This is a genomic window from Streptomyces sp. NPDC034103, from assembly GCF_055575395.1.
Genome location: NZ_JBVISS010000012.1, coordinates 49,568 through 62,298, shown reverse-complemented (window position 1 = coordinate 62,298; position 12,731 = coordinate 49,568). Strand labels below are relative to the sequence as shown.

General features: G+C 72.7%; 14 protein-coding genes. 7 read left to right on the top strand and 7 right to left on the bottom strand.

The genetic code is table 11. From position 1 onward, the window contains the following. Nucleotides 1-28: 28 nt before the first annotated feature. Nucleotides 29-796 carry a TVP38/TMEM64 family protein gene (locus ACZ56U_RS26580; RefSeq protein WP_469086487.1) on the top strand — a complete coding sequence of 256 codons (768 nt, stop codon included), beginning with the start codon at nucleotides 29-31 and terminating at the stop codon, nucleotides 794-796. A 36-nt stretch (nucleotides 797-832) separates the two neighbouring features. Here ACZ56U_RS26580 and ACZ56U_RS26575 read toward each other — a convergent pair whose 3' ends face one another. Further along, nucleotides 833-2,002: a thiolase family protein gene (locus ACZ56U_RS26575; RefSeq protein ID WP_469086486.1), complete on the bottom strand. Its 1,170-nt coding sequence runs from the start codon at nucleotides 2,000-2,002 to the stop codon at nucleotides 833-835. A gap of 112 nt (nucleotides 2,003-2,114) precedes the next feature. Here ACZ56U_RS26575 and ACZ56U_RS26570 point away from each other — a divergent pair, with 112 nt between their 5' ends. Further along, entirely contained in the window at nucleotides 2,115-2,585 is a 471-nt protein-coding gene (locus ACZ56U_RS26570; RefSeq protein ID WP_469086485.1) for a winged helix-turn-helix transcriptional regulator, read from the top strand. Nucleotides 2,586-2,701: 116 nt separating this feature from the next. On the opposite strand, the gene ACZ56U_RS26565 is transcribed toward ACZ56U_RS26570, so the two are convergent. The 3 genes from ACZ56U_RS26565 to ACZ56U_RS26555 are packed head-to-tail and all read right to left on the bottom strand — an operon-like array spanning nucleotide 2,702 to nucleotide 5,468. Continuing rightward, the gene (locus ACZ56U_RS26565; protein WP_469086484.1) at nucleotides 2,702-3,409 is read right to left on the bottom strand and encodes a cupin domain-containing protein; all 708 of its coding nucleotides are present in this window, start codon (nucleotides 3,407-3,409) and stop codon (nucleotides 2,702-2,704) included. Then, nucleotides 3,403-4,329 carry a DUF6807 domain-containing protein gene (locus ACZ56U_RS26560; RefSeq protein WP_469086483.1) on the bottom strand — a complete coding sequence of 309 codons (927 nt, stop codon included), beginning with the start codon at nucleotides 4,327-4,329 and terminating at the stop codon, nucleotides 3,403-3,405. The genes ACZ56U_RS26565 and ACZ56U_RS26560 overlap by 7 nt, the downstream gene beginning before the upstream one ends. Further along, nucleotides 4,326-5,468 carry a Gfo/Idh/MocA family protein gene (locus tag ACZ56U_RS26555; protein ID WP_469086482.1) on the bottom strand — a complete coding sequence of 381 codons (1,143 nt, stop codon included), beginning with the start codon at nucleotides 5,466-5,468 and terminating at the stop codon, nucleotides 4,326-4,328. The genes ACZ56U_RS26560 and ACZ56U_RS26555 overlap by 4 nt, the downstream gene beginning before the upstream one ends. A 270-nt stretch (nucleotides 5,469-5,738) precedes the next feature. On the opposite strand from ACZ56U_RS26555, the gene ACZ56U_RS26550 reads away from it, so the two are divergent. Both ACZ56U_RS26550 and ACZ56U_RS26545 read left to right on the top strand, forming a co-directional pair. Then, nucleotides 5,739-6,614: an undecaprenyl-diphosphate phosphatase gene (locus tag ACZ56U_RS26550; protein ID WP_469086481.1), complete on the top strand. Its 876-nt coding sequence runs from the start codon at nucleotides 5,739-5,741 to the stop codon at nucleotides 6,612-6,614. 153 nt (nucleotides 6,615-6,767) lie between these two features. Next, on the top strand, nucleotides 6,768-6,947 hold the full coding sequence (locus ACZ56U_RS26545; RefSeq protein ID WP_469086480.1) for a hypothetical protein: 180 nt from the start codon (nucleotides 6,768-6,770) through the stop codon (nucleotides 6,945-6,947). Between the two features lie 31 nt (nucleotides 6,948-6,978). Here the strand turns inward: ACZ56U_RS26545 and ACZ56U_RS26540 are convergent, their stop codons facing one another. Beyond that, nucleotides 6,979-7,647 carry a hypothetical protein gene (locus ACZ56U_RS26540; RefSeq protein WP_469086479.1) on the bottom strand — a complete coding sequence of 223 codons (669 nt, stop codon included), beginning with the start codon at nucleotides 7,645-7,647 and terminating at the stop codon, nucleotides 6,979-6,981. Between the two features lie 43 nt (nucleotides 7,648-7,690). Here ACZ56U_RS26540 and ACZ56U_RS26535 point away from each other — a divergent pair, with 43 nt between their 5' ends. From ACZ56U_RS26535 to lnt, 3 genes are all read left to right on the top strand, one after another. Further along, nucleotides 7,691-8,260: a chloramphenicol phosphotransferase CPT family protein gene (locus tag ACZ56U_RS26535; protein ID WP_469086478.1), complete on the top strand. Its 570-nt coding sequence runs from the start codon at nucleotides 7,691-7,693 to the stop codon at nucleotides 8,258-8,260. 237 nt (nucleotides 8,261-8,497) lie between these two features. Then, a complete protein-coding gene (locus tag ACZ56U_RS26530) occupies nucleotides 8,498-8,971 on the top strand; it encodes a nuclear transport factor 2 family protein (RefSeq protein WP_469086477.1) in 474 nt (157 codons plus the stop codon). A gap of 80 nt (nucleotides 8,972-9,051) precedes the next feature. Continuing rightward, nucleotides 9,052-10,617 carry an apolipoprotein N-acyltransferase gene (gene lnt, locus ACZ56U_RS26525; protein WP_469086476.1) on the top strand — a complete coding sequence of 522 codons (1,566 nt, stop codon included), beginning with the start codon at nucleotides 9,052-9,054 and terminating at the stop codon, nucleotides 10,615-10,617. On the opposite strand, the gene ACZ56U_RS26520 is transcribed toward lnt, so the two are convergent. After that, nucleotides 10,541-11,446, bottom strand: a complete 906-nt coding sequence (locus ACZ56U_RS26520) for a Gfo/Idh/MocA family protein (protein WP_469086475.1) — start codon at nucleotides 11,444-11,446, stop codon at nucleotides 10,541-10,543. The two genes, lnt and ACZ56U_RS26520, sit on opposite strands and share 77 nt — an antisense overlap. 8 nt (nucleotides 11,447-11,454) lie before the next feature. Next, nucleotides 11,455-12,636, bottom strand: coding sequence for an FAD-dependent monooxygenase (locus ACZ56U_RS26515; RefSeq protein ID WP_469086474.1), 1,182 nt, complete (start codon nucleotides 12,634-12,636; stop codon nucleotides 11,455-11,457). Nucleotides 12,637-12,731 lie beyond the last annotated feature (95 nt).

Sequence of the window (12,731 nt, the reverse complement as noted above, 5' to 3'; positions counted from 1 at the left end):
ACACACATGGGTCGGTTAGTGTCACCGAATGCTCGATGCCACCACCCGCTCTGGGGGCACCGCCACTGCCGCTCCCCCGGCCACCGCCTCGCAGCTCGCCCTCACCGCTCCCGTCCCGGTCGGTCTCGCCGCCCGCTGCTCCAGAGTGCTGCTCTCACCCTGGTCGCGGTTGTCCCTGCTCGTCGCGCTGCTCGTGGCGGCCGGGACGAGTGTGCTGCTGCTCGAGCCACAGCGGCTGCTGGCGGACGGCTGGCCACCCCAGCTCGGCGGCGCCGCGGCGGCGCTGGTGTTCGCCGTGGCGTACGGCGTGTGCACGGTGGCGTTCGTGCCGCGGCCGCTGCTGAACCTCGCGGCGGGCGCGCTCTTCGGCTGGCAGATCGGGCTCGGCGCCGCCGTCGCGGGCACCGTGCTGGGCGCGGGCATCTCCTTCACCCTGGGCCGGCTGCTGGGCCAGGACGCCCTGCGGCCGCTGCTGCGCGGCCGCTGGCTGAAGGCGGCGGACGGCCAGCTCAGCCGGCACGGCTTCCGTTCGATGCTGGCGGTCCGGCTGTTCCCCGGGGTGCCGTTCGCCGCCGCCAACTACTGCGCCGCCGTCTCCCGGATGGGGTACGTCCCGTTCCTGCTGGCGACGGCGCTCGGCTCGATCCCGAACACCGCCGCGTACGTCGTCGCGGGCGCCCGCGCCTCGACACCGACCTCCCCGGCGTTCCTGATCGCCATGGCGGCGATCGCGGTACCGGCGCTGGCCGGGGCCGTGGTGGCGTGGCGCAAGCGTCACCAGCTGCGCGGCCGCTGAGTTCCACGGGCCGCCGGAGGGGGCTCTCGCCGAGTCCTACACGCTCTCCAGAATCATCGCGTTGGCCAGGCCACCGGCCTCGCACATGGTCTGCAGCGCGTACCGCGCGCCGCGTTCGCGCATGGCGTGCACGAGGGTCGTCGTCAGGCGGGTGCCGCTCGCCCCGAGGGGGTGGCCGAGCGCGATGGCGCCGCCGTGCACGTTGACCTTGGCCAGGTCGGCCCCGGTCTCCTGCTGCCAGGCCAGGACCACGCTGGAGAAGGCCTCGTTGACCTCGAACAGGTCGATGTCGTCGAGCGACAGCGAGGCCCTGCGCAGCACCTTCTCCGTGGCCGGTACGACGCCGGTGAGCATGAGCACCGGGTCGGACCCGGTGACGGCGAAACTGTGCAGCCGGGCCAGCGGCCGCAGGCCGAGTCGGGCCGCCGTCTCGCTGGAGGTGATGAGCACGGCCGACGCACCGTCGTTGACGGGGCTCGCGTTGCCCGCGGTGACGTTCCACTCGATCTGCGGGAAGCGCTCGGCGAACGCCGGGTCGTAGTAGGCGGGTTTGAGGCCGGCGAGGACCTCGGGCGTGCTGGACGGCCGTACGCACTCGTCCCGCGCGACCCCGTCCAGGGGCGCGACCTCGGCGTCGAGAAGCCCTTGCTCCCAGGCCCGGGCGGCCTTGTGGTGGGAGGACACGGCGAAGGCGTCCATCTGCTCGCGCGTGATCGACCACTTGGCCGCGATGAGCTCGGCGCTGATGCCCTGCGGGACCAGCCCCTCCGGGTAGCGGGCGGCGATGCCGGGGCCGAAGGGGTCCTTGCCGGGCGGCACGTTGGACCACATGGGCACGCGGCTCATCGACTCGACCCCGCAGGCCACGACGAGGTCGTAGGCGCCGGAGATGACGCCCTGGGCCGCGAAGTGCACGGCCTGCTGGGAGGAGCCGCACTGGCGGTCCACGGTGGTCGCCGGGACCGTCTCCGGGAAGCCCGCCGACAGGGCGGCGTAGCGGGTGGTGTTCATGGCCTGCTCGCCGACCTGGTCGACGGTGCCGCCGATGACGTCGTCGATGAGCGCGGGGTCGACCCCGGAGCGTTCGACGAGGGCGCGCAGGGTGTGGGCGAGCAGTTCGACGGGGTGGACGTGGGCGAGGGAGCCGTTGGGCTTGCCCTTGCCTATCGGGGTGCGTACGGCTTCGACGATCACTGCGTCACGCATGGCGCGGGCCTCCACAACGGTCGGGACCACCAGGGCTACCAGTCAGTAGGAAATCTGGACTCACCATAGCCCCGTGGGTTGGAAAATCAAACCCTCCTCTAGAATCGGCGTCATGGCCGCCCCCAAAGACCCGCGCCCCTGTTCCATCGCCGACACCCTGGCGCTCGTCGGCGAGAAGTACTCCCTGCTGGTGCTCCGCGAGGTGTGCCTCGGCAACGGGCGCTTCGACCAGCTGGTGCGCAACATCGGCGCCCCGCGCGACATCCTCGCCACGCGACTGCGCCGGCTCGTCGACGCCGGGATCCTCGTCAAACGTGCCTACAGCGAGCGACCGCAGCGCTTCGAGTACCGGCCCACGCAGGCGGGACTCGAACTGGAGCCGGTGCTGATCACGCTCATGGCCTGGGGCGACCGCCACCTGCGCACGGACGACGACCGCCCCATGGTCGTCGAGCACGTCTGCGGCAACGAACTGGCCCCGGCCGTCATCTGCGCCACCTGCGGGGACCAGGTCCGCCACGAGGACCTCACGGCCCATCCGCAGACCCCGGGCTGGACGGTGGCGGGCCCGTCGGCGGCGTGACCACGCGCGTGCGCGGGCGGGGCCGTATGCGCGCTCGGGCTCTCGGCCCTCTCCCGGCCTTCGGCGTGCCCCTGCCGGGCACGCACGCGAGTGCGGCCTATGGCGCGACGGGCGGCTCAGGCACCCTGATAGACGTCCAACCGCCCGCACATCCCGAACTTCCCGTGCTCCGACGGTTGTTCCGACCGCACGACGGCCTCGGTGAGATGGGAGAGGTCACCGCGCTCCAGCCGGTCCAGCTGCTCCCCCGTCGCCGCCGCGGCCGCCGCGGCACCGGCCCGCCAGCGTTCCCGCCACTGTGCGAGCCGTGGCCGTACGAGCGCGGCGGCGGCGCGGTGGAAATCGGCCAGCCCCTCGGGGGCGTCCCGCAGGGCCCGGTAGCCCTCCAGGGCCAGGTCGCGGCGGGCCCGCGTGATCCGGGCCCGCTCCTGCTCGGGCGCGTCCGCGGGGACGGCGGTGGCGGCGGCGTACGTCTCCGGGTCGGCGAGATACTCGGGCGGCAGCGTGAGCACCGCGTCGCCCGCCTCCGGCAGCCCGCTGTTCTGCATGAGGACGGTGATGCGCAACTCGTCCTCGTTGACCAGCCGGTGGACGGTGCCCGGCGTGAAGCGGGCGACCGTGCCGGGCACGAGGGGCGTGACCTCGTACCCGGAGCTGGTGAGGGTCTGCACCGAACCCCGGCCCCCGGTGACGACGTACGCCTCCGAACAGGTCAGGTGCATATGGGGCGTGCCGCCGCGGACGCCGTCGGCGGCGGGCCAGTCGTAGACGCACAGGTGCGACACGGCGACGCCGCCGGGCAGCCCGTCGAAGGCGGTCACCACGGGTGGGTCCGGAGGTACTTGGCGATCTCCTCCCGCTCCCAGGCGCCGTCGGCGACGACGACGCGGTAGCGGCGGGTGAGGGTGTCGCCGGGGGCGAGTTCGAGTTCATCGTAGAAGGCCCAGGAGGGGGCCATGCCGGCGAAGGGCTCGTTGCGGACGAACCAGTGGGCCGGGTGGGCGCCCTCGGCGCCGAGGTGGTCGTTCTCGGGGGCGTGCTCGAAGACGACGGTGGCGTGGCCGTCCGTGCCGTCGTGCTCGCCGGAGAGGGCCAGCCAGGGCGCCTGCTCACCCAGCAGGGCGGGGCCCTCGGCGTCCGGCGCGATGATCCGTCCGCCGCGGAAGGCGCGCGGGCCGCGCCAGAACAGGCCGGTGTATCCGGCCAGTTCGCGTCCGGCGGTGGTCGGACTGCCGAAGACCAGCGGCTCGTCGCGCCGGTTGGTGACGGCGCTGGTCCAGGTCAACGCCCAGGAGCCGGACTCCTCGTCGACGTCGTGGACCTCGATCCGGCGCTCCTCGTCGGCCCACAGCTCGCCGCCGTACGGGTGCCAGGTGAGCCGCTCGGCGATGACGACCCGGTCACCCTCGGCGCGGACCTCGTCGAAGCCGACGTGGGCCATCGAGCCGACCCGCTCGGGGATCTCCAGGTAGCCCTCGCCGTGCACGTAGGAGTTGCCGCCCCACAGGTTGGCGCCCGACAGATGCGAGGCCGTCAGGGACAACCCCTTGTGCCAGCGGTGGTCGTTGGGCCGGTAGTCGGTGACGACGTCACCGGCCAGGGTCCGCAGCGGGTGGATGTAGGGCTTGGGCGCCTCCCAGGCCGCCTCCGGCGCGTAGACGTAGGAGAGCAGCTCCACGCCGGTGCCCGGGTCGGTGACGGTGACGCGGTCGCCGTGCGCGTGGACGATGCGCAGCCCGGTCATACGGGCACCTCCTCGCTGACGACGGGGGCCCAGCCGGGCGCGTTCCCGTGCATGGCCGTGTAGAACGGGTCGCCGGGGCCGATCTCGCCCGCCCTGACCGTGACGTCGGTGAACGCCGACTTGTACAGCGCGGCGATCAGCTCCAGGCTGCCACGCCCGTCGGCCCCGCTGCTGCGCGGCCGCTGACCGGCACGCATGCTCGCGATCAGCTCCCGCAGCTGCTCCAGGTGTGAACTGGGCACGTCCGGGCCGAAGTCCCGCCAGGCGGCGACCTCGTCGTCCGGTACCCCGGGCGCCGGGGTGATGGTCCAGTTGGCGTTGGAGTGGCCGTACAGGTGGGTGAGCTCCACGGTCGCGCGCTCGCAGTCGACGCGGATGCGGCTGACCTCGTCGGGGCTCAGCACGCTGTTGACGACGGTCGCCATGGCGCCGTTGTCGAAGCGGAGCAGGGCGGTGGAGACGTCCTCGCTCTCGACGTCGTGCACGAGCCGTCCGGCCATGGCGCGCACCTCGCTCCACGGGCCCAGCAGGTCCAGCATGAGGTCCATCTGATGGATGCCGTGACCCATCGCGGGCCCGCCCCCCTCGGTCGCCCACCGGCCGCGCCAGGGCACGGCGTAGTAGGCGGTGTCCCGGTACCAGGTGGTCTGGCAGTGCGCGACGAGCGGCCGCCCGAGGGCCCCCGAGCCGAGCAGGCGGCGCACGTGCCGGGTGCCGGAGCCGAAGCGGTGCTGGAAGACGATCGAGGCGTACGGGCCGCCCTCGCTCTCCTCCGACTCCACGGCGTCGAAGTCGGCCAGGGTCGGCACCGGCGGCTTCTCGCACCACACCCAGGCCCCGGCGCGCAGCGCGGCGACGGTCTGGTCGCGGTGCAGGGTCGGCGGGGTGCAGATGCTGACGAGGTCGGGCCGCTGCTCGTGGAGCATGCGGTCCAGGTCGGTGTAGGCGTGCGGGACACCGCCCGCCGTACAGAACTCCTCGACGGCCCTGGCATCGATGTCAACGGCGGCGACCACCTCGACCTCGCCCTCCGCGGCGAGCACGGCGAGGGCGGTCAGATGGGAGCCGCGGGCGATCGCGCCGGTACCGATGACGGCGGCCCGGATGCGGCGGCCGTCGTAGGGAGTGGTGGGTGACATGGGCGTGATCAGCACTCCTCGAACGAACGGCAGACAGCGCCGACACCTGCCGACTGAGCAGCAAGCGCTTTCCTCCGCAGCAACCTAAGCGGCCGGACCCTGGCCGGTCAACAGCCCGCACGCCCTGCTCACGGACGCCCCACGGGCACCCTGTGGCGGGCCTGTCACCCGGGGCCGCTAGGCTGCCCTCCGCACCTTTGATCACCGCGGCCGGACGGCTCGGTGCGTCCGTCTCTCCTCCCACGATCAGCGCTTGGACCTTCCACCGTCATGTCTTGGTTTGAATCCTTCATCCTCGGACTCGTCCAGGGGCTGACCGAGTTCCTCCCCGTGTCCTCCAGCGCGCATCTGCGCCTGACGGCGGCCTTCGCCAAGTGGGACGACCCGGGCGCCGCCTTCACCGCGATCACCCAGATCGGCACCGAGGCGGCCGTGCTGATCTACTTCCGCAAGGACATCGGGCGGATCATCTCGGCCTGGTGCCGCTCCCTGGTGAACAAGGAGATGCGCCGCGACCACGACGCCCAGATGGGCTGGCTGGTGATCGTCGGCTCGATCCCGATCGGCCTGCTCGGCGTGACCCTCAAGGACCAGATCGAGGGGCCGTTCCGCGATCTGCGGATCACCGCGACCATGCTGATCGTCGTGGGCATCGTCATCGGCATCGCCGACCGCCTGGCGGCCCGCGACGAGAGCGGCGGCAGGCACCGCGCCCCCAAGCAGCGCAAGTCGCTGGAGAACCTCGGCGTCCGGGACGGCCTGATCTTCGGCCTCTGCCAGGCCTGCGCCCTCGTCCCCGGCGTCTCCCGCTCCGGCGCCACCATCAGCGGCGGCCTCTTCATGGGGTACAAGCGCGAGGCCGCGGCCCGCTACTCCTTCCTTCTCGCCATCCCCGCGGTGCTCGCCTCCGGGCTCTTCGAGACCAAGGACGCGATGGAGGGCGGGCATGTGGACTGGCCTCCGACGATCTTCGCCACGATCATCGCGTTCGTGGTCGGATACGCCGTCATCGCGTGGTTCATGAAGTTCATCTCGACCAAGAGCTTCATGCCGTTCGTCTGGTACCGCATCGCGCTCGGCATCGTGATCATCCTGCTGGTGACGTTCGGCGGCCTCAGCCCGCACGCGGCGGAGTCGGCCGGCTGACGCTCCCGGTCGCGGGATGTTCCCCGTCGCGGGACGTCTTCACCACGGCGGCGAATCCCACACGTTCGCACAGTGAACTCCGTGACCCATCACATACGGTGTGTGTAGCCGTTTGGTAGCGGAGTGTCAGTTCCTGCCCTTAGGCTTGTCCGCATGTCCCCCGATTCCATGGCCTCTGGTTCCGTGCGGTCTGCCGGCGAGTTAAACGAGCAGATCCGTGCGCTGTGGCTGCGGTCAGGCGGCTCCCTGTCCGCCCAGGAGCGCGAGGAGTACGAGCGGCTGGTGGTCGAGTGGGCGGCCGCGATCCGCAGCAGCGTCATCGAGGCGGCCTGACACCGGGACCGGCGACACCGGGACCGGCGACTCAGTCGTTGACGGCGCCATGGTGGAGGACGCCGTCCCTGGGCAGCAGGTAGCCCATCCCCCGCTTCTCGGGCAGCGTCCCGCCCACCTCCGCGGCGTCGGTGAGCCCGGAGACGTTCCAGCCGATCACCCCGAGGCGGAACGGCGCCTCACGGAACGCCGCGATGCCGATGCCGGCCAGCCAGTCGTCCGCCTCGGCGGACCGGATGAACGGCCCCTCCTGGAACGCGACACCGGCCCGCTCCAGCGTCCCCGGCGCCACCCCGAAGTCCACCCAGTCGCTGCCGCTGCCGGCCTCCCGGTCACCTTCAGCACCGCCCTCGCGGCCACCCTCACCGCCGCCGTCGCGGCCCCCTTCGCCGCCTCCCTCACCGCCCTCGGCATCGCCGCGGACCGCCATGACGGCGCAGGCAACCAGCCGCCCCGAGGGAAGCCGCACCCGGCCGAAGAGCCACCCGAACTCCTTCAGCGAGGCGACCGTGCACGGCACAGGGTCCTGCTCCTCCGGCTCCCGGTCCCCGTACCCGTAGCACTCCTGCGCGCCGGCCGCGGCCCACAGCGCGCTCAGCACGGCCTGGACCGCGGCATCGTCGGTCGAACCGACCTCGACGGCCAGCTCGTAAAGGCCCTCGCCCCAGAACTGGTGGCGGAAGGAAGCGGCATGCGTCATGGCCCGAATCATCCCCCACCCGGCGGCCGCCTAGGATCCACCCATGGAGCACCTCGACAGCGTCCCCCCGCGCCAGGGACTCGTCATCTTCCTGAACGGCGCCTCCAGTTCCGGCAAGTCCAGCATCGCGGCCGAGCTGCTGTCGGTCCTCGACGAACCCTGCTTCTACCTGCCGGTGGACGCGTTCCACGCGATGCGGTCCGGCGCGGCCGTGCCGCCGGAGCGGCTGGCCACCGTGCTGCACCGCACCTGGCGGGGCTTCCACCGCGCCGTCGCCGGGATGGCGGCCGCGGGCAACGACGTCGTCGTCGACCATGTGCTGAGCGCCGAGTGGCGGCTCCGGGACTGTCTGTCGCTGTTCTCGCCCCGGCATGTGGTGCTGGTCGGCGTGCACTGTCCGCCGGAGGAGCTGGCCCGCCGGGAGCATGAGCGAGGCGACCGGCCGCCGGGGCTCGCGGCCCGCCAGCTGGAGCAGGTGCACGCCCACGGGATCTACGACGTGGAGTGCGACACGAGCCTCGCGACCCCGCGGGAATGCGCCCTGCGCATCAAGGAGTTCCTCGCCGACCGTCCGACACCGACGGCGTTCGAGCGGCTGCGCGAGGCTCTCTGAGGCGGATCACCCGTCCAGCACGTCGCAGGCCTCGCGGAGACACGGCCCCCGGCGGACGTGTCCGACGCGCTGCACCGGTATGTGCGGCGCCGTGAACCAGGCCGGGCCCCGAGGAGGACCCCCCTCCACGCAGCAGCGGCGGCCCCGGTCCCTGCCCGCACCGCAAGCCCCCGCGCCGCCACCGAATGTCACCGCACGCCTCTTGGCCCCGCCCGTCCCATGCCCAACACTGAGCCGATGACGCAGCGTGTGGAGCTCGCCACCGTGATGGACCGGCTGGCCGTAGACGAGCTGATCACCGATTACGCCGTCGCGGTCGACGACGGCGACTGGGAGGGGTACCGAGGGCTGTTCACCCCGGACGGACGCGCGGACTACCGCTCGGCCGGCGGGGTCGAGGGGGATGCCGGGCAGATCGCCGCGTGGCTGGCCGAGAACCTGCGCTTGTTCTCGATGCGGCAGCATCTGATCGTCAACCGGCGCGTCACCTTCGGCCAGTGGGAACACGACACGGGCGACACGGCCGGTGTGCAGGCCGACTATGTCAACCCGATGCGTCTGGCCGGGGAGGGCGAGGTCGCCGCCCCCGACTTCGTCTGCGGCGGACGGTACGCCTTCAAGCTGCTGCGCACCGAGGACGGCTGGCGGCTGCGCGAGGTCGTCGTACGGGAGAAGTGGCGCCGCCTCCCCGCGCCCGGACCGCCCCCGTGATCCACTGACCCGACGCCCGCTGTCCCCGGGACCCCCGTACCAGGCACACTGAGGGACGCACGGGGTAGGGAGACGTGGTGATGAAGACGTTCGACCACTTGCCCGCCTCCTCGTGGCGGCGGTCCGCCCTCGCCGCGCTGGCCGGCGCCCTGCCCGTGCTCGCCTTCCCGGAACCCTCCCTGTGGTGGTTCGCCTACGTCGCCCTCGTGCCCTGGATCGCGCTGATCCGCTCCGCGCCGACGGGCCGCAGGGCGGCGTACGACGGCTGGTCCGGCGGGTTCGGCTTCATGCTGGCGATGCACCACTGGCTGCTGCCGAGCCTGCATGTGTTCACCTTCGTCATCGCGGCCCTGCTCGGGGCGCTCTGGGCACCGTGGGGCGCGCTGGTGCGGCGCTTCCTCGCCGGGACTCCCCCGCGCGCCCGGATCGCCGGCGCCCTGCTGGTGCTGCCCTCGGGCTGGCTGCTCGTGGAACTGGTCCGTTCCTGGCAGGGGCTCGGCGGGCCGTGGGGCGTGCTCGGTGCCAGTCAGTGGGAGGTGGAACCGGCGCTGCGGCTGGCCTCGGTGGGCGGGGTGTGGCTGATCAGCTTCCTGGTGGTGGCCGTGAACGTGGCGGTCGCCGTGCTGGTGACGGTGCGGCGGTCGCGGGTTCCCGCCCTGGCCGGTCTTCTCGCCACGGCCGCGGTCACCTCGGCGGCCTGGATGTGGTCGCCCCGCCCGCACCAGGACGGGCAGGTGCGGATCGCCGTCGTCCAGGCGGGCGTGATCGACGGCCCCGACCGGCGGTTCGCCCGCGAGGAGGCGCTCACCCGTCGGCTCGCCGGACAGGGCGTCGACCTGGTCGTGTGGGGCGAGAGCAGCGTCGGCTTCGACCTCGGCGAGCGGCGGGACCTCGCCCGCAGGCTCGCCGGGCTCTCCGCCGAGACCGGCGCCGACATCCTGGTTAACGTGGACGCCCGGCGCTCGGACAAGCCCGGCATCTACAAGAGTTCGGTACTGGTCGGGCCCGACGGGCTCACCGGTGACCGCTACGACAAGATGCGGCTGGTGCCCTTCGGCGAGTACATCCCGTTCCGCTCGCTGCTCGGCTGGGCGACCTCGGTCGGCAAGGCGGCCGGCGAGGACCGGCGCAACGGCAGCGAGCAGGTCGTGATGGACGTCGGGGACGGGCTGCGGGTCGGTCCGATGGTCTGCTTCGAGTCCGCCTTCCCCGACATGAGCCGCCATCTGGCCGACAGCGGTGCCCAGGTGCTGATCGCCCAGTCCTCGACGTCCTCGTTCCAGCACAGCTGGGCCCCCGAGCAGCACGCCTCCCTGGCCGCGCTGCGGGCCGCCGAGACGGGCCGCCCGATGGTGCACGCCACGCTGACCGGTGTCTCCGCGGTCTACGGCGCCGAGGGGCAGCGCGTCGGCTCGTGGCTCGGTACCGACGCGAGCACCACGGCCGTGTACCAGGTGCCGCTGGCCACGGGCGTCACCCCGTACGTCCGCTTCGGCGACTGGGTGACCCGCGTGGCGCTGCTGGTGGTGGCGGGCTGGTGTGCCGGGCAGGGTCTGAAGGCGCTGCGGCTCAGGCGTGCCGCTCCTGAACCGCGCGTACCACCCGCTCGCACAGCTCATGGGTCGCCAGCGCGTCCCGGGCGCTGAGCACCTTTCCCGCGCGCACCGCGTCGAGGAAGGCCGTGACGACCTGCTCGATGCCGCGCTGCCGGGCCACCGGCACCCAGTCCCCGCGGCGCCGCACGGTCGGCTGCCCCTTGTGGTCGACGATCTCGGCGAGGTTGACCACCTGGCGCTTGGTGTCCTGCCCGGACACCTCCAGGATCTCCTCGGCCGAGCCGCTGAGCCGGTTCATCACCCCGAGCGCGGTGAAGCCGTCGCCGGAGAGCTGGAGCACCACGTGGTGCAGCAGTCCGTCCTTGAGGCGGGCGCGGACGGTCACGTCGTCCACCGGCCCCGGCGCGAGGAAGCGCAGGGTGTCGACGACGTGGATGAAGTCGTCGAGGATCATCGACCGGGGCTCCTCGGGCAGCCCGATCCGGTTCTTCTGCATGAGGATCAGCTCGCGCGGGTGGTCGGCGCACTGGGCGTACCCGGGCGCATAACGCCGGTTGAACCCGACCGCGAGGGACACCCCGCGCTCGTCGGCGAGCGCCACCATCCGCTCGGAGTCGGCGAGTTCGTACGCCAGCGGCTTGTCGACGTAGGTCGGTACGCCCGCCTCGAGGAGCCGCGTCACGATCTCGGGGTGCACGGCGGTGGGCGCGTGCACGAAGGCGGCGTCGAGCCCCTCCGCGAGGAGCGAGTCGAGGTCGTGGTGGCGCTGTCCGTCGGGCAGGCGCAGACCGTCGGCGACGCGGGCGAGGGTGGCGGGCGTACGGGTCTGGAGGTGGAGGTCGACTCCGGGCAGCCCGCCGAGCACCGGGAGATAGGCCTTCTGGGCGATGTCCCCGAGTCCGATGCAGCCGACCTTCATTGCTTCCCCTACCGTTCGCCCGCGCCTGACAGGACCGAAGCATACGGCCGCTGCGGAGGCCGCCAGTCGGCGATGCCGTCGAGTCCGCGCAGGACAAGGGCGGGTCCGGCCAGGGAGAGCGCGGCGATCGCGGTGTCGCGTACGGCGGCGAGGGCGCGGTTCGGCGTCATGTTGAGGCGGGCGACGCGGACGGCCTGGCGGGCGATGGCGCTGGTACGGGGCAGGCGGGCCGCCGAGTAGGCGGGGAGGTCGGCCTGGTGGTGGGCGAGGACGACCGCGTCCTCGATCGCCTGGTTGCCGCCCTGGCCGAGGGTCGGGGGCATGGCGTGGGCGGCGTCGCCGACGAGGGCGACCCGGCCGCGGTGGAAGGCGGGCAGGGGCTCGGCGAGGTGGTGGACGTCGTGGCGCAGGACGTCTTCGGGCCGGGTGGCGGCGAGCACGGCGGGGATCGGGTCGTGCCAGTCGCCGTAGCGGCGCACGAGTTCGGCCCGTTCGTCCGTGGCCCGCTCCCCCGCGGGTGCCAGGGCCGCGGCGTAGGCGTAGACCCGGCCGTCCTTGAGCGGGTGGGTGCCCCAGATTCGTCCGCGACCCCAGGTCTCGTGCGAGGCGAACTCCGTGCCGGGCACGGGGATCACCACCCGCCAGGTGGTGAAACCGGAGTAGACCGCGCCGGGGTGATCGGGGAACAGCGCGCGTCGTACGGCGGAGCGGATGCCGTCGGCGGCCACGACCAGGTCGGCCTCCAGCTCGCCGTCGGGGGTGCGCACACGGGCCGGGCGGTGGGTGTCGCCGGGGTCGAGGAGGGTGGTCTCGGCGGCTGTGCGGACGGTGTCCGGCGGGAGGAGGGCGGCGAGGCTGTTGATGAGGGTGGCGCGGTGCAGCAGGACGAGCGGGCCACCGAAGCGCTCGGCCGCCGCGGCGGCGCTGGAGCGGGACAGCCAGCGTCCGCGCGGGGTGCGCAGTCCCCCGTCGCCGGACCAGGCGGCGAGGTCGCGGATCTCGTCGCCGATGCCGAGGACGTCCAGGGCGCGCAGGGCGTTGGGCGACAGGGAGATGGCGGCGCCGACCGGTTCCAGGGAGCGGGCCCGCTCCAGGACGGTGACGCGCCGGCCGCTCAGGTGCAGGGCGGCGGCCGCGGTCAGGCCGCCTATGCCGCCGCCGATGACGATCACACGCGGGGGCTGTGCCATGGGTGCTCCTCGGGTCGGGAAACCAGCGAACTACAGGTGTAGTTCGGGGGTGGCTCGACTGTACTACAGCTGTAGTACGACGGGTAGGTTGAGCT

Coding starts and splice junctions, on each gene's coding strand:
- ACZ56U_RS26575 (WP_469086486.1), bottom strand. CDS start 2,002: ATGCGTGACGCAGTGATCGTCGAAGCCGTACGCACCCCGATAGGCAAG.
- ACZ56U_RS26530 (WP_469086477.1), top strand. CDS start 8,498: ATGACGCAGCGTGTGGAGCTCGCCACCGTGATGGACCGGCTGGCCGTA.
- lnt (WP_469086476.1), top strand. CDS start 9,052: ATGAAGACGTTCGACCACTTGCCCGCCTCCTCGTGGCGGCGGTCCGCC.
- ACZ56U_RS26540 (WP_469086479.1), bottom strand. CDS start 7,647: ATGACGCATGCCGCTTCCTTCCGCCACCAGTTCTGGGGCGAGGGCCTT.
- ACZ56U_RS26550 (WP_469086481.1), top strand. CDS start 5,739: ATGTCTTGGTTTGAATCCTTCATCCTCGGACTCGTCCAGGGGCTGACC.
- ACZ56U_RS26555 (WP_469086482.1), bottom strand. CDS start 5,468: ATGTCACCCACCACTCCCTACGACGGCCGCCGCATCCGGGCCGCCGTC.
- ACZ56U_RS26535 (WP_469086478.1), top strand. CDS start 7,691: ATGGAGCACCTCGACAGCGTCCCCCCGCGCCAGGGACTCGTCATCTTC.
- ACZ56U_RS26570 (WP_469086485.1), top strand. CDS start 2,115: ATGGCCGCCCCCAAAGACCCGCGCCCCTGTTCCATCGCCGACACCCTG.
- ACZ56U_RS26580 (WP_469086487.1), top strand. CDS start 29: ATGCTCGATGCCACCACCCGCTCTGGGGGCACCGCCACTGCCGCTCCC.
- ACZ56U_RS26545 (WP_469086480.1), top strand. CDS start 6,768: ATGTCCCCCGATTCCATGGCCTCTGGTTCCGTGCGGTCTGCCGGCGAG.
- ACZ56U_RS26520 (WP_469086475.1), bottom strand. CDS start 11,446: ATGAAGGTCGGCTGCATCGGACTCGGGGACATCGCCCAGAAGGCCTAT.
- ACZ56U_RS26560 (WP_469086483.1), bottom strand. CDS start 4,329: ATGACCGGGCTGCGCATCGTCCACGCGCACGGCGACCGCGTCACCGTC.
- ACZ56U_RS26515 (WP_469086474.1), bottom strand. CDS start 12,636: ATGGCACAGCCCCCGCGTGTGATCGTCATCGGCGGCGGCATAGGCGGC.